19 protein-coding genes are annotated in these 19,781 nt (G+C 32.3%); 11 read left to right on the top strand and 8 right to left on the bottom strand.

From position 1 onward, the window contains the following. Window position 1: 1 nt before the first annotated feature. From ACWA1F_RS22105 to ACWA1F_RS22095, 3 genes are all read right to left on the bottom strand, one after another. On the bottom strand, window positions 2–874 hold the full coding sequence (locus ACWA1F_RS22105; RefSeq protein WP_456896987.1) for a glycosyltransferase family 2 protein: 873 nt from the start codon (window positions 872–874) through the stop codon (window positions 2–4). 100 nt (window positions 875–974) lie between these two features. Beyond that, the gene (locus ACWA1F_RS22100; protein WP_456896985.1) at window positions 975–2,243 is read right to left on the bottom strand and encodes an oligosaccharide flippase family protein; all 1,269 of its coding nucleotides are present in this window, start codon (window positions 2,241–2,243) and stop codon (window positions 975–977) included. A 35-nt stretch (window positions 2,244–2,278) separates the two neighbouring features. Continuing rightward, complete coding sequence (locus ACWA1F_RS22095; protein ID WP_456897121.1) at window positions 2,279–2,701, bottom strand: adenylyltransferase/cytidyltransferase family protein; 423 nt, start codon at window positions 2,699–2,701, stop codon at window positions 2,279–2,281. 274 nt (window positions 2,702–2,975) lie between these two features. On the opposite strand from ACWA1F_RS22095, the gene ACWA1F_RS22090 reads away from it, so the two are divergent. From ACWA1F_RS22090 to ACWA1F_RS22075, 4 genes are all read left to right on the top strand, one after another. Next, the gene (locus tag ACWA1F_RS22090) at window positions 2,976–3,938 is read left to right on the top strand and encodes a T9SS C-terminal target domain-containing protein (RefSeq protein WP_456896983.1); all 963 of its coding nucleotides are present in this window, start codon (window positions 2,976–2,978) and stop codon (window positions 3,936–3,938) included. A gap of 89 nt (window positions 3,939–4,027) precedes the next feature. Next, window positions 4,028–5,890, top strand: coding sequence for an ABC-F family ATP-binding cassette domain-containing protein (locus ACWA1F_RS22085; RefSeq protein WP_125723215.1), 1,863 nt, complete (start codon window positions 4,028–4,030; stop codon window positions 5,888–5,890). Window positions 5,891–6,020: 130 nt separating this feature from the next. Beyond that, the gene (locus ACWA1F_RS22080; protein WP_456896981.1) at window positions 6,021–6,497 is read left to right on the top strand and encodes an FKBP-type peptidyl-prolyl cis-trans isomerase; all 477 of its coding nucleotides are present in this window, start codon (window positions 6,021–6,023) and stop codon (window positions 6,495–6,497) included. 24 nt (window positions 6,498–6,521) lie between these two features. Further along, a complete protein-coding gene (locus ACWA1F_RS22075; protein ID WP_456896979.1) occupies window positions 6,522–7,301 on the top strand; it encodes an O-methyltransferase in 780 nt (259 codons plus the stop codon). A 56-nt stretch (window positions 7,302–7,357) separates the two neighbouring features. Here the strand turns inward: ACWA1F_RS22075 and ACWA1F_RS22070 are convergent, their stop codons facing one another. Beyond that, window positions 7,358–8,017 carry a DUF6565 domain-containing protein gene (locus ACWA1F_RS22070; protein ID WP_125723212.1) on the bottom strand — a complete coding sequence of 220 codons (660 nt, stop codon included), beginning with the start codon at window positions 8,015–8,017 and terminating at the stop codon, window positions 7,358–7,360. A gap of 294 nt (window positions 8,018–8,311) precedes the next feature. Here ACWA1F_RS22070 and ACWA1F_RS22065 point away from each other — a divergent pair, with 294 nt between their 5' ends. The 4 genes from ACWA1F_RS22065 (at window position 8,312) to secA (ending at window position 13,515) form a co-directional block, all read left to right on the top strand. Continuing rightward, a complete protein-coding gene (locus ACWA1F_RS22065) occupies window positions 8,312–8,998 on the top strand; it encodes an ABC transporter ATP-binding protein (RefSeq protein ID WP_306156179.1) in 687 nt (228 codons plus the stop codon). 102 nt (window positions 8,999–9,100) lie between these two features. Beyond that, window positions 9,101–9,670 (top strand): cob(I)yrinic acid a,c-diamide adenosyltransferase, encoded by a 570-nt coding sequence (locus tag ACWA1F_RS22060; RefSeq protein WP_456896976.1) that lies wholly within the window; start codon window positions 9,101–9,103, stop codon window positions 9,668–9,670. Window positions 9,671–9,864: 194 nt separating this feature from the next. Then, window positions 9,865–10,086 (top strand): DUF2795 domain-containing protein, encoded by a 222-nt coding sequence (locus tag ACWA1F_RS22055; protein WP_007138072.1) that lies wholly within the window; start codon window positions 9,865–9,867, stop codon window positions 10,084–10,086. A gap of 87 nt (window positions 10,087–10,173) precedes the next feature. Further along, on the top strand, window positions 10,174–13,515 hold the full coding sequence (gene secA, locus ACWA1F_RS22050) for a preprotein translocase subunit SecA (RefSeq protein WP_306156185.1): 3,342 nt from the start codon (window positions 10,174–10,176) through the stop codon (window positions 13,513–13,515). Window positions 13,516–13,678: 163 nt separating this feature from the next. Here secA and ACWA1F_RS22045 read toward each other — a convergent pair whose 3' ends face one another. The 4 genes from ACWA1F_RS22045 to cysC form a co-directional block, all read right to left on the bottom strand. Then, window positions 13,679–14,341, bottom strand: coding sequence for a TrmH family RNA methyltransferase (locus ACWA1F_RS22045; protein WP_306156186.1), 663 nt, complete (start codon window positions 14,339–14,341; stop codon window positions 13,679–13,681). 61 nt (window positions 14,342–14,402) lie between these two features. Next, a complete protein-coding gene (locus ACWA1F_RS22040) occupies window positions 14,403–15,371 on the bottom strand; it encodes a sulfotransferase family protein (RefSeq protein WP_456896970.1) in 969 nt (322 codons plus the stop codon). A 1-nt stretch (window position 15,372) separates the two neighbouring features. Beyond that, complete coding sequence (locus ACWA1F_RS22035) at window positions 15,373–16,062, bottom strand: aspartyl/asparaginyl beta-hydroxylase domain-containing protein (RefSeq protein ID WP_456896968.1); 690 nt, start codon at window positions 16,060–16,062, stop codon at window positions 15,373–15,375. Between the two features lie 5 nt (window positions 16,063–16,067). Further along, complete coding sequence (gene cysC, locus ACWA1F_RS22030; protein ID WP_456896966.1) at window positions 16,068–16,595, bottom strand: adenylyl-sulfate kinase; 528 nt, start codon at window positions 16,593–16,595, stop codon at window positions 16,068–16,070. 165 nt (window positions 16,596–16,760) lie between these two features. On the opposite strand from cysC, the gene ACWA1F_RS22025 reads away from it, so the two are divergent. From ACWA1F_RS22025 to ACWA1F_RS22015, 3 genes are all read left to right on the top strand, one after another. Further along, complete coding sequence (locus tag ACWA1F_RS22025) at window positions 16,761–17,450, top strand: SIR2 family NAD-dependent protein deacylase (protein ID WP_456896964.1); 690 nt, start codon at window positions 16,761–16,763, stop codon at window positions 17,448–17,450. A gap of 79 nt (window positions 17,451–17,529) precedes the next feature. Continuing rightward, entirely contained in the window at window positions 17,530–18,876 is a 1,347-nt protein-coding gene (gene purB / locus ACWA1F_RS22020; protein ID WP_456896962.1) for an adenylosuccinate lyase, read from the top strand. Between the two features lie 85 nt (window positions 18,877–18,961). After that, the gene (locus ACWA1F_RS22015; protein ID WP_456896960.1) at window positions 18,962–19,753 is read left to right on the top strand and encodes an arginase family protein; all 792 of its coding nucleotides are present in this window, start codon (window positions 18,962–18,964) and stop codon (window positions 19,751–19,753) included. Window positions 19,754–19,781 lie beyond the last annotated feature (28 nt).

Raw genomic sequence — 19,781 nt, 5'->3', positions numbered from 1 at the left:
GCTACAAATCATTGTATGCTTTAAAATATTCATACAATGATTTTATGGTATTCTTGTAAATAAATCGTCTTTTACTTGTTTCTTTTTTAAAAGCAAAATTTGTAGCAGAATCTTCTTTATGAAAAACTACTATATCATGACTGTAAATTACTTTCATGCATTTTTGTTTAATTCTATGGTATAGAATATCTTCTTCCATATACATAAATGTTTTATTAAAAAAAATTTCAGGAAAAATGTCGTAGTAAGATTTTGAAAATATAATTGCAGCACCATGTATTTTAATATTTTCTTTAAAATCAAAATTCCTTTCTATTTTTGAAAAATTTATATTTTTTCTATTTCTATAAAGTATAAATTTTTGGTCCAGATTAAGAAAACTTAGAAATAATAAAGAACTCAGCAGTAAAGACTCTTTTAAAATGGCTTTTTTGCTATTAATTGCAAAATTTATAGGGCTTTGGTGCAAATTGTCTACTAAAGAAATAATATCAGGACCTAAAACATGAAAACGGAATTTATTATGAAGTTCAAAAATATGATGCTGAAAGTCTCTTTGTCTAATAATAATATCATTATTTAAAACAACTAAAAAATCAGGTTTAAAATTATCTATTGCAAATTTGCATCCGAGATTGTTGCCTTTAGCAAAACCAAGATTACACGATGCGAGTATTACTATTATATTTGGTAAACTTATATATTTTTGTTTAACTACTTCACCGCTATTGTTTGGTGACGCATTATCTACAATAATTATTTTTTGTTCAATATCTCCTTTATCTAATTTAAGAATAGAATCTACACATTCTATGGTGTCATTAAGAACTTGATAATGTAGAATTATGTAACTTATTTTATTTATATATTTCACTTATATTAAAAGTTTTAAAAAATCAAATAATTAATCGCAATACAGAATCAGAGTTGACACTAAATGTCATTTTTTGCGAAAACATGAGGAGTTCGCTGTATTATTTAAAATCTTTGTCAAACAGAATTTTATTTTTATAACTCATCACAAAAAGAGACAACATACCCCAAAACTCAACTATTACAACAAGCCATGCTAATGTTGTCAATAAAACATTATTTGTAATAATTAATATAAATGCTCCAAAACAGAATATAATTCCTGAGGACAGAATAACTTTTGTAAAATCTTTTTGAAAACCAAAAACAATTAATCTTGAAGTTCCTAAAAATTGACTAAAAGCTGTCATTACAGCAGAAAAAGATAAAATTTTTATAATTACTATTGCTCCCTGCATCTCATTACTGCCAAGTAATTTTATAATAAAGCTCGCTGAAACAAATATTGATAAGACAAAAAGTGTCGTAAACAATACAGTAAACTTCATCATCTTATTTATTTTTGAAATGTTTTTTTCCCGTACTAACATTGGAAAAGTAGCTTGCCCAAACATTCCTATCGGAATTTTAATTAGTCGTAAGATTTTTTCTCCTAAATCATAAAAAGCAACTTCAGTCATTCCTAAAAATGCTCCAACTAAAATTCTATTTGCATTCACATATACTTGAATTGAGGCTGTAGAAATAAATAAGGGCAAACTTTCTAAAAAATAATAGCGTAATACCTTTTTACTTTGAAGAGAAAAAACAACTTTTTCTCTTGTCTTCAAAATGTAGATTGCAATAAAGCCAGAAAAAAAAGCCCCAAAACCTTGAAAAATAGAAACATATAAATAATCACTTCTTTTATGTATAAAAAGAAATATTAAAATTGTAAATAAAACTTTAGATAAAATTGAGATAAAAGTTATATACTTCATCTTTTCGATTCCTTGGAAAAACCATTGAGGAAACAAAAAATCATTAAAAGTTATTCCAAAACAGAATAAAAACAATAAATATTCTTTTCTAAATGAAGATGAAAAAATTAATAGGCTAAGCATTAATAAAAGAGAGCTTATCCAAAGAAATAATTTGATAAGAAATATAGCAGAAACAATTTCGTTTATTTTTTCACTATTACCTTTATGCTCTGCGATCTCTTTTGTAGCCGAAATATTAAAGCCGAAATTGATTAGCATCGAAAAATACATCATTATTGATTGTATAAATACAATAGTCCCGTATTTTTCAACTCCTAATACCTTTATCAAATATGGATAAGTTACCAAAGGAAGAATGATATTAAAAAGCTGTAAAACTGTCAAATAACTAAAATTTTTTAGTATAACTTGATAATTTAAAATCAATTGTTTTACTTTTTCAATCATTAATCAATCAGAATATTAAAAAAGAATCTTTAAAATCATTTTACAGATAATTCCCTACCAGCCACTTCTTTTCTTAAACCACTGCTAGAAAATCGGTGATCACGTGTATTAAAATACATCTCTATACCTTTCTCTTCACAATATTCTCTACCTGTAAAATTTTTGTTCTGATATTCATCGCCAACTATGCGAATATCAATTTTATAAGAACGTAAAATATCTTCTAAATCCTGTTCTGTAGTGTACGGAATAACTTCATCGACAAATTTACAGCCTTTAAGTTGGATGTATCTTTCTACAACGGTTTGTGTGGGTTTATTCTTTTCGGGTCTATCAATTGTTGGATCGGTTTGTAGTCCTGCAATTAAATAATCGCATTTTTGCTTAGCTTCTTCCAACATTTTAATATGGCCCGCATGAAGCAAATCAAAAGCACTAAAAGTAATTCCTATTTTCATAATTATAAATGGCAGATTTCTCATTTCATGGTACAGCTCCGCATCTCCAAGTCACATGAAATTGGAAATTTAGAACCTATTTTTCTCGGTCAACATAAAATAGAGAACTTTCGTTTTTTCTATTTTTTGCAAAAGTATTTAGCATACAGATTAAATAAAAGTTAAAAAGTGAGAATTACCTTATTCTATCACAATTATGGCTTCATGTGTATGTACTAAAATGCGTCGTAGAAGATATTAAAGTCTTAACTTTACGGTGTCTAAGCAGTATAAAATGAAAGTTGCTCTATTGTTTTTATTAATAAGCATAACCGCACAAAGTCAAGTTTTGGGTTGTACTGATAGTATCTCAAAAAATTTTGATTCGAAAGCTATAATAAATGACGGTAGTTGTTTTTATGAAAATGTAAAATTAAAACCTGAATATTCTTTTCACTTAAGTGATTCATTAAGAGAAACTTCAGGATTAATTACTTTTGAGAATTTATTATGGACGCATGACGACGATCATGATACTACAATTTATGGTTTGGATTCATTAGGGAAAATCAAGAAGAAAATTGTTCTTCCTGAAGTTATCAATCATGATTGGGAAGAAATCGCTCAAGACAGCACACATATTTACATTGGAGATTTTGGAAATAATTATTCTGGAAACAGAACTGACTTGAAAATACTTAAAATTGAAAAAAAATCATTTTTAGAAGAAAACCCAAAAATTGAGACTATCTCATTTTCTTATTCCGATCAAACTGATTTTTCTCCTTCAAAACCTAATAAAACTAATTTTGACTGCGAAGCTTTTATTGTTTCCAAAGACAGCATTTATTTGTTTACCAAACAATGGAAGTCTTCTAAAACCTCCATTTATTCGCTTCCAAATCAGTCAGGAATGCAGATTGCGAAATTAAATACGACTTTAGATAGTAAAGGGTTAGTAACTGGCGCCACATATTTGAAAGAGAAAAAACTAATTGCTTTGTGCGGTTACACCAAAGCTGGAAAACCATTTTTATATCTTCTATACGATTTTAAAAATCGTGATTTTTTATCTGGAAATAAAAGAAGAATCGATTTAAAACTTCCTTTTCATCAAGTAGAAGGAATTGCAACAAAAGATGGACTTCATTATTTTATTACAAATGAATCTCTTGTTCGAAAACCTATTTTAAACAATCCGCAGCAAATTCATTATTTAGATTTGAGTTCGTTACTTGGTTTGTATCTCCATAAATAATTCGCAAATGCAAGATAATAGTTTACTTTTGCAGAAAGTTATGTTTAGAAAACATTCATAACCCATAATTTATAACTTACAATTACAAAGTGAATTACTTATCTGTAGAAAATATATCGAAGTCATTTGGCGAAAGAGTCCTTTTTGACAACATTTCTTTTGGAATCAATAAAGACCAAAAAATCGCTTTTATTGCCAAAAATGGTTCAGGAAAAACAACTATAATGAGCATTATTAATGGTTTGGAAGAGCCTGATACCGGGCAAGTTGTTTTAAGAAAAGGAATTAGAATGGCATTTCTTTCGCAGGATAATAATCTTCAGGATGAATTGACTATTGAAGAAAGTATTTTTGCTTCAGATAATGAAACGCTTAAAGTTATTGAAGCTTATGAAAAAGCTTTAGAAAATCCTGCTGACGAAGAAGCCTACCAAAAAGCTTTTGACGCTATGGATCAGCATAATGCATGGGATTTTGAAACGCAATACAAACAAATTTTGTTTAAATTAAAGCTGGAAGATTTTAAACTTAAAGTAAAAAATCTTTCTGGAGGACAAAAAAAACGTCTTTCATTAGCCATCATTCTAATTAATCGTCCAGACTTACTAATTCTAGATGAGCCGACTAACCACTTAGATCTTGAAATGATCGAGTGGCTTGAAAGCTATTTTGCTAAGGAAAATATTACGCTATTTATGGTAACGCACGACCGATTCTTTTTGGAGCGCGTTTGCAACGAAATTATCGAATTAGACAACGGAAAACTATATCAATACAAAGGAAATTATTCTTATTATCTTCAGAAAAAGGAAGAAAGAATCACTTCTGAAAATGCGAGTATAGATAAAGCTAAAAACTTATTTGTAAAAGAATTAGAATGGATGCGCCGCCAGCCAAAAGCGAGAACAACCAAATCTAAATCTCGTCAGGACGATTTTTATGTTATTAAAGAAAAGGCACAAAGCCGACGTAAAGAAAACAAGGTGGAGCTTGAAATAAATATGGAAAGAATGGGAAGCAAAATTATTGAGCTTCATAAACTTTCTAAAAAATTCAAAGACCGTGTTATTTTAGACAACTTCAGTTTTGATTTTCAGCGTGGAGAAAGAATTGGAATTATTGGTAAAAACGGGACTGGAAAATCGACTTTCTTAAATCTTTTGACTGGAACAATTCCGCCTGACAGCGGGCGCGTTGTAAAAGGCGACACTATAAAAGTTGGTTATTATACGCAATCTGGAATTAATCCGAAACCAGGACAACGTGTTATTGACATTATAAAAGAATACGGAGAGTATATTCCATTGACAAAAGGGAAAATTATTTCGGCTTCACAATTATTGGAGCGTTTTCTTTTTGATGCGAAAAAGCAATACGATTATGTTGAAAAATTAAGCGGTGGTGAATTAAAACGTTTGTATTTATGTACCGTTTTAATTCAGAATCCGAACTTCTTGATTCTTGATGAGCCAACAAACGATTTGGACATTGTGACTTTGAACGTTTTAGAAAGTTTCCTTTTAGATTATCCTGGTTGTCTGCTGGTTGTTTCTCACGACCGTTATTTTATGGACAAGATTGTTGATTATTTATTTGTCTTTAGAGGAGAAGGAGAAATCGAAAATTTCCCAGGAAACTATTCTGATTTCAGAGCTTATGAAGACAGTGCTGATGTTGCTCAAAAAGAAGAAAACAAAGCCGAAAAAAAAGATTGGAAACAAAATAATCCAACAGGAAATTTAAGTTTCAATGAGCAAAAAGAATATCAAAAAATAGAAAGGGAAATTAAAGATTTAGAAATTGAAAAAACTAAGATCGAACAATTATTCTCTGACGGAAAAGTAGCCGATGCAGATATCGAGAAAAAAGCCAATGAACTTCAAAATATAATCAATAAAATAGACGCAAAAGAAGAACGCTGGTTTGAGCTTTCTGCTAAACTTGAGGGCTAATTACACAAAGATTCACAAAGAAACCCAGAGATACGCCAAGCTTTTTTGTCCTTCTTTGTGAATCTTTGCGAAATTTGCGAAACAAACATTTTTTTATATATTCAACACATTAAACAAATACCACATTACAATGAAACATTTATTAACGGCCTTAATGGTTATGACACTTTTTATCTCTTGTTCTAGTGATTCTGGTTTAGAGAGAATTGACACAACAGATTATACTGCTCAAAACGACAAAGAGATTCAGGATTATCTAACTAAAAACAACTTAACTGCTACCAAAACTTCAAGCGGATTATGTTATATTATAAACGAACAAGGAACTGGAGAAAGTCCTACAAGCACATCAACTGTGACAGTTCAGTACAAAGGAACTCTGACCAATGGAACAGTATTTGACCAAAGTACTACTGGAATAACATATCCTTTAAACAAATTTATTTTAGGCTGGCAGGAAGGATTACCTAAATTTAAAGAAGGAGGAAGCGGAATCTTACTAATTCCGTCACGTTTAGGCTACGGAAATACTAAAGTGCAAAACATTCCTTCTGGTTCTGTTCTTATTTTTGAGTTAAAATTAACCAAAGTTGCAGCAGCTAACTAAACTTAGTGTAAAACGAAAAGAATAATGCTGTTTCAAATCAAAGCTTATCTAAAATTTCTTTGGCATTCTAAAAACGAACATGCGGTTCATTCGCCCTTTGTTTTTAATTTACTGACAAAATGCTTTTATGATAAGAAGGCAAAATCAGAATATGCAATTCTAAAAAAATATAGAAAATCGCTTTTAGGAAACAAAAACTTCATTGAAGTAACCGATTTTGGAGCTGGTTCAAGAGTTTTCAAATCAAATAGAAGGCAAATTTCTAAAATTGCACAAACAGCTGGAATTTCGCCAAAACGAGCCGAATTATTATTTCGTGTAACGAATTATTTTCAGCCTTTAACTATTTTGGAAATTGGAACCTCTTTAGGTTTGGCAACTTCTGCTTTAGCATTAGGAAATCCAAAAGCAAAAGTAATTACTATCGAAGGCTGTCCCAATACGGCAGGAATTGCGCAAAATCAATTAACTGATTTTGATTGTAAAAATGTTGAAAATGTAATTTCTGAGTTTGAATCTTTTTTAATATCTAAAAACATTCAAGCTACAAATTACAATCTGATTTATTTTGATGGAAATCATTCTAAAAAAGCCACTTTACAATACTTTGAACTTTTGCTGCCAACTATAGATAATGATTCAGTATGGATTTTTGATGATATTCACTGGTCAGAAGATATGGAAGAAGCTTGGGAGATTATCAAAAACCATCCACAAGTAAAAGTCACAATTGATACTTTCCAATGGGGATTTGTATTTTTTAGATACGAACAGCCAAAACAGCATTTTATAATAAGAACATAAAAAAAGACGATCATTTCTGATCGTCTTTTTTTATCTAATTCAAAATTTTAAAAATCTTACTTTTTAGCATCTTTATTTTCTTCAGATTTAGCTCCCATTCTGTTTACAGTATACATTGGTGCAAATTTAACTTTCAAACCAGCAATTTTGCGGTTATCCTCTGCAGACAAACCTTCTTTTTCTACTGTATTTTTACGGCTATCAAGAGCTTCATACATTAATTTGATTTCATCCCAGTCTTCTCTAGAATAGCTATCTTTATTATTTTCTACAGTATGAACAAACTGCTGATAAACGCTATGAATATTCTGGGCATTCACCCAGCTGAAATTCATATCATCACCAATTTTTCCTGCACCAAACAAGGCATCTCTCAATGATTGTTTCGGACTAGAAGCTGGAGGGGCAAATTGGGCGGTAATTTCATTTTTAAATTCCTCGTATTTAATTTTACTTGCATTTACTTTCTCAGTCGCAGCAGCATTGTCTTTAATATCTGCTAAAGCTGCTTGAGCTTCTTGAGATCTTCTATCATACTCTGCTTCTACACTTTGCCAATTGTCTTTCAAATCAGCCGCTGCCACATTTTTAACAGAGTCAACATAAACAACATAGCTGTCTACTGTTTTTTGAGCTTTCTCTTGTTTTTCATCTTTACACGATGTAAAACCTAATGCAATTAATGCGATAACGATAGTTATTTTGATATTTTTCATAATTCTGATTATTTAATTAATTATATAACCAAATTTACTCAATAACCAAGTTAATAAATTACATTATTATCATGTTTTTAAAATTAAAAATGTTTTAAAACTATAAAAAACATAAAATAATGATAATTATACAAAAATTAAACAAAATTGTATAACAATATTTGTTCAGGTTTATGAAATTCTATTAAATTAAAAAAGTACTCTACCATTATATGTAACAAAATCCAATTCTGAACTACTTATGGTTTTATTGAAAAGTGTTTTGTACTTTTAAATCCAAAATTGTAAAACGAAATGGCTGAACCATTAATTAAGATAACCGACATTAAACGAAATTTTATTTTGGGCAATGAAACGGTTTATGTTTTAAAAGGAATAGATTTAGAAATCAACAAGGGCGAATATGTCGCTTTGATGGGACCTTCTGGATCTGGAAAATCTACATTAATGAATTTATTGGGCTGTTTAGATACGCCCACTTCTGGCCATTATGTTTTAAACGGAAAAGATGTCAGCAAGATGAGAGATGATGAATTGGCTGAAATTCGGAACAAAGAAATTGGTTTTGTTTTTCAGACTTTTAATCTTTTGCCAAGAACAACTGCTCTAGATAATGTTGCATTGCCAATGATTTATGCAGGTTACGGAAAATCGGAACGAATTGCCCGTGCTACCGAAGTTCTAAAACAGGTAAATCTAGCCGATAGAATGGATCACCAACCCAATCAGCTTTCTGGAGGACAGCGTCAGCGTGTTGCAGTTGCCCGCGCTTTGGTCAACAAACCTTCTATTATTCTTGCCGATGAGCCAACTGGAAACTTAGACAGTAAAACTTCTGTAGAAATCATGAAACTTTTCGGCGATATCCACGCACAAGGAAACACTGTAATTTTGGTAACTCACGAAGAAGATATTGCCGCTTATGCACACCGAGTTATCCGTTTACGTGACGGTTTAATAGAAAGCGACACAACTAAATAATTTTAGATTTCTGATTTTAGACATTAGATCATTTTCTAAATCTAAAAATTTTAGACAACAGCTTTCAATCTAAAATCATAAATCTACAATCTAGAATAAAAAATGAAAGTATATACCAAAACAGGCGACAAAGGAACCACAGCACTTTTTGGTGGCACCCGCGTTCCTAAAGATCATATTCGAATTGACAGTTACGGTACTGTTGACGAATTAAATTCTTATATCGGATTAATTCGCGATCAGGAAATCGCTTCGCACTATAAAACCATTTTAATAGAAATTCAAGACCGTCTTTTTACTGTTGGTGCCATTTTGGCAACTCCACAAGAAAAAGAAGTTTTAAAAAATGGAAAACTTCGCTTAGAAAATCTAGGGATAATTGATTCGGATATTGAATTTCTCGAAAACGAAATAGATAAAATGGACGAAAGCCTTCCTCCAATGACACATTTTGTTTTGCCTGGAGGCCATCCAACCGTGTCACATTGTCATATAGCACGCTGCATTTGCCGTCGAGCAGAGCGTTTAGCGGTACATTTAAGCCATAATGAACACGTTCCAGAAATCGCTATTACATACTTAAACCGACTTTCTGACTACCTTTTTGTCTTGGCACGAAAGTTGTCCTCAGACTTAAAAGCGGAGGAAGTGAAATGGATTCCCAGAAAATAAATTTCTGCAAATTTCAATTTTTCTAAATCCCCAAATTCCAACAAAAATCGAAGCTTTACGGGCTGTTTTTGGAATTTGGAATTTGATTTTTGGAATTTTACAAGTGACGTTCTTAATTTTTATTAAAATAAATCAAAATTTACTTGTCTTTTTCAGTAAAAAATTTATTTTTGCACAAACTAAATAGATAACAGATGTATTGGACATTAGAATTAGCATCTTATTTAAGTGATGCGCCATGGCCTGCTAACAAAGACGAACTTATAGACTACGCTATTAGAGCTGGTGCTCCATTAGAAGTAGTAGAAAACCTTCAATCAATCGAAGATGAAGGTGAGATATATGAATCAATGGAAGAAATTTGGCCTGATTATCCAACAGACGAAGATTATCTTTGGAATGAGGATGAATATTAAAAAATAAACCAAATGAAAAAGTCTCTCATCATAGAGACTTTTTTTTTGGTTCAAATACATATATATAATAAAGAAATACAATAAATCATGAGTTTCATAAACAGTATTATTAAAGTCTTTGTCGGCGATAAGTCGCAGAAAGATGTCAAAGCTTTACAACCTTACTTAAATAAAATTAAAACATTCGAAGCTCCTTTAATGAGTCTGTCAAATGACGAATTAAGAGGAAGAACCGTTTTTTTTAAAGACAGAATAAAAGAAGCTAGAGCCGATAAAGATGCTAAAATTGCTTCGCTTAAAGCCGAAGTAGAAAACATCGAAGACATCGATAAAAGAGAAGACATTTATGATGCTATAGATGCTCTTGAAAAAGAAGCTTATGAAATCTCTGAAAAAACTTTATTGGAAATTCTTCCAGAAGCGTTTTCTGTAGTTAAAGAAACGGCTCGCCGTTTTAAAGAAAACTCTCATATTGAAGTTACTGCAACTGCAAAAGACCGCGAATTCTCAGCTGCAAAATCATATATTACTATTGAAGGCGATAAAGCAATCTGGGCTAACAAATGGAATGCTGCCGGAAAAGATATCACTTGGGACATGATTCACTATGATGTTCAGTTAATTGGTGGTATGGTATTGCACGAAGGTAAAGTTGCCGAAATGCAAACTGGAGAAGGTAAAACTTTGGTTGCTACTCTTCCACTTTACTTAAACGCTTTGACAGGAAATGGAGTTCACTTAGTAACGGTGAATGACTACTTGGCAAAACGTGATAGTACATGGAAAGCGCCTTTATTTGAATTCCACGGTTTGTCTGTTGATTGTATCGACAATCACCAGCCAAGTACAGAACAAAGAAAAAAAGCATACGACGCCGATATCACTTACGGAACCAACAACGAATTTGGTTTTGACTACTTAAGAGATAATATGGCACACTCTCCTAGCGATTTAGTGCAGAGAAAACACAATTTTGCGATTGTCGACGAGGTTGACTCGGTATTAATTGATGACGCTAGAACACCGCTTATCATTTCTGGACCAGTTCCTCAAGGAGATCGTCACGAATTCAACGAGTTGAAACCAAAAATTGAAAACTTAGTTGCGCAACAACGTCAGTTAGCGAATGGTTTCTTAGCTGAAGCTAAAAAATTAATCAAAGAAGGAAATACTAAAGATGGAGGTTTCTTATTATTAAGAGCTTACAGAAGTTTACCTAAAAATAAAGCATTAATTAAATTTTTAAGTGAAGAAGGAATTAAACAATTGCTTCAAAAAACTGAAAATCAATACATGCAAGATAACAATCGTGAAATGCACAAAGTGGACGAAGCTTTGTATTTTGTGATTGAAGAAAAAAATAATCAGGTTGAATTAACAGATAATGGTATTAAATACCTTTCTGGAGATACAGATGCAGATTTCTTCGTTTTACCAGACATTGGAACAGAAATCGCTGCGATCGAAAAACAAAAATTAGACAAAGACGCTGAAGCTGAAGCCAGAGAAAGATTATTCCAAGATTTTGGTGTAAAGAGCGAGCGTATCCATACTCTTACACAACTTTTAAAAGCTTACGCTTTATTCGAAAAAGACGTAGAGTATGTTATCATGGACAACAAAATTATGATTGTCGATGAACAAACAGGTCGTATCATGGATGGACGTCGTTATTCTGACGGTCTTCACCAAGCGATTGAGGCTAAAGAAAATGTAAAAATTGAAGCTGCTACTCAAACTTTTGCTACTGTTACATTACAGAATTACTTCAGAATGTACAATAAATTGGCTGGGATGACTGGTACAGCGGTTACAGAAGCTGGAGAGTTATGGCAAATCTACAAACTGGATGTTGTTGAAATTCCAACAAACCGCGGAATTGCAAGAATTGATAAAGAAGATTATATCTACAAAACAACTCGTGAGAAATTCAATGCCGTTATTGAAGACGTTACCGAATTATCACAAGCAGGAAGACCTGTATTGATCGGAACAACTTCTGTAGAAATTTCAGAATTATTAAGCCGTATGCTTAAAATGAGAGGAATCACGCACAACGTATTGAATGCTAAAATGCACAAGCAAGAGGCACAAATCGTTGAAGAAGCTGGTAAAGCTGGAGTTGTAACTATTGCAACAAATATGGCTGGTCGTGGTACCGATATTAAATTATCTCCAGAAGTAAAAGCTGCAGGAGGTTTAGCAATCGTGGGTACAGAGCGTCATGATTCTCGTCGTGTAGATAGACAGTTACGTGGTCGTTCTGGTCGTCAGGGAGATCCTGGAAGTTCTCAATTCTATGTTTCTCTTGAAGACAACTTAATGCGTTTATTCGGTTCTGAAAGAGTTGCGAAAGTAATGGACAGAATGGGACTTAAAGAAGGTGAAGTTATTCAGCATTCTATGATGACTAAATCTATCGAACGTGCTCAGAAAAAAGTAGAAGAAAACAACTTTGGTGTTCGTAAACGTTTATTAGAATATGATGACGTAATGAACTCTCAGCGTGAAGTAGTTTACAAACGTCGTCGTCACGCATTGTTTGGTGAGCGTTTGAAACTGGATATCGCGAATATGCTTTATGATACTTGCGAATTAATTGTAAGCAATAATAAAGTAACAAACGATTTCAAAGGATTTGAATTTGATTTAATTCGTTATTTCGGAATTACATCTCCAATTTCTGAGGCTGATTTTGCTAAATTATCAGATATCGAAGTTACTGGAAAAGTATACAAAGAAGCTTTAGCTTTCTACACTGAAAAAACAGAAAGAAGTGCAAGAGAAGCTTTCCCAATTATAAAAGGCGTTTTTGAAGAGCCAAATAACCATTTCGAAAGAATTGTAGTTCCATTTACAGACGGAATCAAAACTTTGAATGTGGTTACTGACTTGAAAAAAGCTTACGAAAGCGAAGGTGCTCAATTGATTGCTGATTTTGAGAAAAACATCACACTTTCTATTGTTGATGAAGCTTGGAAAAAACATTTACGTAAAATGGACGAACTGAAACAATCTGTTCAATTGGCTGTTCACGAACAAAAAGATCCATTGCTTATCTACAAATTAGAAGCTTTCAACTTGTTTAGAGGAATGTTGGACAACGTGAACAAAGAAGTAATTTCATTCTTATTTAAAGGTGATTTACCTGCTCAAAACGTACCAGAAATTCACGAAGCAAGAGAAGTTCGTCAAAAAGAAAACTTACAGTTAAGTAAAGACGAAATTCCAAATAGCGAAAGCATCAACCGTGAAGCTGGAGAAACACAACAGCGTCAGGTTACAGAAACTATCGTTAGAGATATGCCAAAAATCAACAGAAATGACACTGTTACGGTTCAAGAAGTTGCAACTGGCAAAACTGAAGAAATGAAGTTTAAAAAAGCAGAGAGCTTAATCGCTTCTGGCGAATGGGTTTTAGTGAAATAATAAACTCTCAATAAATATAAAATCCCCGATTACTGAAGTAGTCGGGGATTTTTTTTATGAGTTTTTTTGCCACGAATTACACGAATTTGCACTAATTTTTTATTTGACAGATTTTAAAAGAAATTCGCGGAAATTTGTGTGATTTGTGGCAAACTAAAAAATATTATCTAGGATTATCTTCGTAATAACGAGCTTCGATTCTTTTAATATCTTTAATTGAGTTTTTAGCCCAAAGCAATCGCTTTTCTAAAATTTCTTCCTCAGAAAGGTGCCAATTAATATCTGATCTTCTCAATCTATTGGTTATGTTTTGAATAACAATTGCAGCAGAAACCGAAATATTCAAACTTTCTGTAAAACCAACCATCGGGATTTTTAAGAAACCATCAGCATTATCCATAATTTCTTGTGACAAACCTTCTTTTTCTGTTCCAAAGAACAAAGCGCTTGGTTTTGTAATATCAAAATCTTCCAACATGCAATCTTTTTCATGCGGAGTAGTTGCAATAATTTGATATCCTTTATTTCTTAAATCCGAAAGACATCCAGAAACCGAATCAAAACGATTTATGTCAACCCATTTTTGAGCACCTAAAGCAATTTCTTTATCGATTCGTTTTCCAAAACGCTGTTCAATTACATTCAATTCCTGAATTCCAAAAACTTCACAGCTTCTCATTACTGCACTTGTGTTATGCATTTGAAAAACATCTTCAACAGCAACAGTAAAATGTTTGGTACGATTCGTCAGTACTTCTAAAAATCTTTCTTTTCGGTTTTCTGTCAATATGTTTTCTAAGAATGCGAGGTAATCTAAATCAATCATTTTTATTTCTATTTGGCGCAAAAATAATAAATTAAAGAGAAAGAAGTCTTCTCACTAATTTTCATCCTGCCAAATCTTTAATAAAATTGGCGCTAAGCTTTTGATGCAGCACCTCGACTCGAACTAAATCAACTGGCAAAACATCGTCTTTATAGGAATCTCCCATAAAAACGGCGCTTTCATTTTTAGAATGTTTTTTGAGACGTTCCAACATCGCATTCAATTCACTTTCAGAAAAATTAATACTTATAAAAGTTATAAATCTTTCCATAACATTTTTCATTCCATCATTATAATTCAGCATTATAACGTTGTCATCCGTTTCATAATAATCTAGAAAAGCTTGAAAATATTTTTCCAGAACCAAAGCTTGATACTGTTGAAAACTTACTTGCTCTATTTCATCAGAAGTAATTCCGAAAACACTCGACGGAATTAAATTAGTAACCATGTGCATCCCAGCCATCTTTTGGTGCGATCTTAAAACTTCTCCCGGATTTCGAAACAATAACGCAAAAGGAACTTTCGGAAAAACCGCTCTTAAATAAGAAGCCTTAAAAACACTCCAAGCATCTAATTTTATAATTAAATGCTTCTGTTCTGAAAATCTCTTTTGTCCTAATAACCTAAAAACCGATTTCAGCAAATCTGTTTTGAGATTTTTGCCGAAAGCATCACTTCTCAAAATCTGATCAATAATAGGAGCTTCAGAAACCATAATATTTTCTGACGAAGTTGCCAAAGACTGACTCAACATCGTAGATCCGCATCTTGAAACATGAAAAACCAATCCTTTTAATTCTACACAATCGAGTTCTTTAGACCAATCTATTAGGTTTTCTGCCGTACTTGTAAATTTAAAACGCTTTGAATTATAATTATGGCTTATACATTTTACAATTGTTTCTTCAAAAAAAGGCTCTGCAAAAGGAATATCCGCGAAATACATCCATTCAAAATAAACTTCATTTTCTTTTTCGACCAACTTAATCGGAATCCAGTTTGCAATAAGATCTTTTACATTTTCCATTTTATGCATTCATTTGTGATTGAAGTTCAGCAATGAGACGATTATTAATTTCTGACGGATTTCTAGAAAGTTCGGCAATTACCTGCTTTTTCACTTCATCAGAATATTCATTTTTGTGCACATAATTTACATCAAAACTCATTTTAGAAAACAATTCGTCGGACCAATCATTTCTTATGCAATCTATGGTTAAGTGAATTCTAGGCTCTAAACTTTTGTTCTGCACACTGTGCGGCAACTGAAAATTGGCATACCAGCACTCCCCCATTTTCATCGGAACTAATTTGTGATCTACATAAAAATACACTTCAGAATTGGTAATTATGGGAACATGAATCCTAAAAAAGCCATCTTCATACGAAGTATCATTATCAACATGCTCCTTAATTTCGCTATCGGGTCCGAGTCTTAATAATCGTACCGCTTCTTTTTCACATTCGAACCAATCCATTATTTCTTTAAAATAAGGACAGCTGTCAAGCAAAGTCGTATTTTTATATTCTTTATCTGGGAAAGAAAAAATATCATTTTCTAAACCCGATTGTGACCGTAAAGAAACGCTTGTCCATTTTCCTTCATACCGATTGGTATTAAAATGCGGTGTCCACAAATTGGTTTCGCAAGTCATTAAATCATTTTGCAATTTTTCTATCGAAAAAGAAATTGGAAGCTGGCAGGAAGAAGGATTCATAAGCCTTAAGAATTTAAATTGCTAATTATAAAGTTGTACAGTTTATTGGCAGAAACCGAAACCGTTTCTGAATCTGTTTTTAATACTAAATCTGCTTTTTCTGGAATTTCAAATACATCGCTGATTCCTGTAAATTTTCTAATTTTATTTTGATCATCATCTGGCAGCAAAGCCCTTTTATACAAACCTTTTGGATCTCTTTCAATCAAATTATGAATAGCACAATCCAGAAAAACCGTTTTTACAAATTCAAATGACCTCAATTCGCTTCTAAGATTTTCGTACGGATTGATAACCGACATCAAAACAATTTTCTTTTCTCCAATCAAATCTCGGCCAACATTAAAAAGACGTCTTACATTTTCACAGCGGTCTTCTTTAGAAAATCCCAAATCTTTACAGATTGTCTGACGGTAAACATCGCCATCGACTACTTCGGCTTCGTAATTATTTTGAAGCAAAAGATGCCTGACATTTTCTGCCAAAGTCGTTTTTCCAGAACCAGATAAACCTGTAAATTGAATTAAAATCATCTTGAATCGCTTTTATAAAACGCAGCATTAAAACTAACTAATTTAAACAGAGAGGCAAAGAGTATAAATACCCATTATTTTCCTTAAAAAACATAGTTAATCCTTACTATTTGCAAGTTATTTGAACCAAGAAATCACTATTTTTATCTTTTAATAAAACTAAGAATGAAAAAGAAACTTGTTGTTTTAAGTGGGGCGGGAATTAGCGCTGAAAGCGGAATTAAAACTTTTCGCGACAGCGATGGTTTATGGGAAGGACATGATGTTATGGAAGTTGCAACTCCAGAAGGCTGGCATAAAAATCAGGAATTGGTACTGGATTTTTACAATAAAAGACGCCAACAGTTAAAAGAAGTAAATCCGAATCTTGGTCATATTATTTTGGCTGAATTGGAAAAAGATTTCGACGTACACATCATTACGCAAAATGTTGATGATTTGCACGAACGCGCTGGAAGCACAAAAGTGTTGCATTTGCATGGCGAATTGCTTAAAGTAAGAAGTACACAAAATAAAAATCTAATTTTAGATTGGACAGAAGATTTGGTTACGGGAGATTTAGATGCCAATGGGCACCAATTGCGTCCGCATATTGTTTGGTTTGGCGAAGAAGTTCCTGCGCTCGAAGAAGCGATTGACATTACTGAAACGGCAGATTATTTTGCTGTAATCGGGACTTCGCTCCAAGTTTATCCAGCAGCCGGATTAATTTCTTATACTCCAAGCACAACTCCTGTTTTTTACATTGATCCAAAACCGATCGCTATTCCTAATATTAGAAATAAAGTAGAAACAATTGCAAAATTTGCTTCTGAAGGAGTTGCCGATTTAAGAGACCGATTAAATTCATTTTGAATGCACAAATGCGCTTTTTAATTACCTGTAATCGCTAAATTCTGTTTATATTTGCACCTTTCGAAAAAACAACATAACAATGACTACTCTAAACGAACTGAATGCTATATCGCCAATTGATGGAAGATATAGAAATAAAACTCAAAATTTAGCACCTTTTTTCTCTGAAGAAGCTTTAATAAAATACCGCGTTTTAGTTGAAGTGGAATACTTCATTGCGTTATGCCAAATTCCATTGCCGCAATTGCAAGGTATTGACTCTAGTTTGTTTGAAAGCTTGAGAAACATCTACAAAAACTTCTCTACAGAAGATGCGCTTTGGATTAAAGAAACAGAGAAAGTAACCAACCACGACGTAAAAGCGGTTGAATATTTTATTAAAGATGCTTTTGAAAAATTAGGTTTATCTCAATACAAAGAGTTCATTCACTTCGGATTAACATCTCAAGACATTAATAATACTGCTATTCCGCTTTCTACAAAAGAAGCGTTTGAGCAAGTTTATATGCCAACTTTAATTGCTGTAATTGCCAAATTAAAAGAATTAAGCGTTGAATGGAAGGACATTCCGATGTTGGCACGCACGCACGGACAGCCAGCTTCTCCTACTCGTTTAGGAAAAGAAATTTTGGTTTTCGTAGAACGTTTAGAAGAGCAAATGCGTTTGTTATTCAACATTCCGTTTGCAGCAAAATTTGGAGGAGCAACAGGAAACTTTAATGCACACCACGTAGCCTACCCGCAAATTGACTGGAAACAATTCGGAAATAAATTTGTTGAGACCGATCTTGGTTTAAAGCATTCTTTTCCAACAACTCAAATTGAGCACTACGATCATTTTGCAGCATTTTTTGATGCTTTAAAAAGAATCAACACCATTATTATCGATTTAGATCGTGATATTTGGACGTATGTTTCGATGGATTATTTCAAACAAAAAATCAAAGCAGGAGAAATTGGTTCATCTGCAATGCCACATAAAGTTAACCCAATTGATTTTGAAAATTCTGAAGGAAACTTAGGAATTGCAAATGCTATTTTTGAGCATTTAGCTGCTAAACTTCCAATTTCAAGATTACAGCGTGACTTAACAGATAGTACTGTTTTACGTAACGTTGGAGTTCCGTTCGGACATACAATCATTGCTTTTGAAGCAACTCTAAAAGGTTTAAACAAATTGCTTTTAAACGAAAGTAAATTTGCTGAAGACTTAGAGAGAAACTGGGCAGTTGTGGCAGAAGCGATTCAAACTATTTTACGTCGTGAAGCATATCCGAACCCTTACGAAGCTTTAAAAGGCTTAACGAGAACCAACGAAGCTATCGACAAAAATGCTATTCATAATTTCATTGCAACTTTAGAAGTTTCAGATTCTGTTAGAGCAGAATTATTAGCTATAACTCCTAGTAATTACACAGGAATTTAAGAAAAATACCAAATATTTTACCAAAAAAAGCTATCTTTATCGAGATAGCTTTTTTTATACCTATTATTTATTAAAACACTATGCTATGCTTTTTATAAATCCACAATGGCAAGGTTCAGGAATAACTAATGAATTAAAAATTGGCGCAGAAACTTTAAAGTTATTTTTTAAAGATTATAACTTTAAGGAGATTTCTCTTTATGAAAAAGATCTAGAATCTCAACATAATATTATTGCATATAATTCCATTTTAAAGCAGGCTGAATTTTTCAAAACAGCCATTATAGAAAGTAAAGCACAAAAAATCCAGACTGTTGGAGGAGATTGTGGAATTGAAATCATTCCAATCTCTTATTTGAATGAAATTTATAAGAATAATTTAGGCATAATTTGGATTGATGCACATGCAGATTTAAATACTCCAGAAAGCTCGCCAAGCAAGACATTTCACGGAATGCCTTTAAGAACGCTTCTTGGAGAAGGCAATGAAGAAATAAAAAAGCTTCTTTTCTCAAACATTAAACCTCAGCAAATATGTTTTGTAGGCTTAAGAGATTTAGATGAACCTGAAATTGAATACATAAAATTAAATAAAATACAATCTGTTTCTAAATGCGATTATGCTGCTTTAGAACATATTATCAAGCTTTATAATACTATTTATATTCATCTTGATTTAGATGTTTTGGATGAATCAGAATTTAAGTATACCATGTTTCCAACAAGTAATGGTTTTAAAATTGACGATGTTTATCATTTGATCAAAGAAATCAAACAAAAAACAAATGTAGTTGGAATGTGTATAACTGAATCGAAAGCCGCAACATTAGAACAGCTTCAACCCATTAAAAAAGTTCTTGAAGAAATTCTATTTTAATAATTAAAAAATACTACTTATAAAATAC

The sequence above is a fragment of the Flavobacterium erigeronis genome (assembly GCF_054075165.1).
The sequence above is the reverse complement of the archived record's forward strand: the minus strand, read 5'-3'. Positions and strand labels throughout refer to the sequence as shown.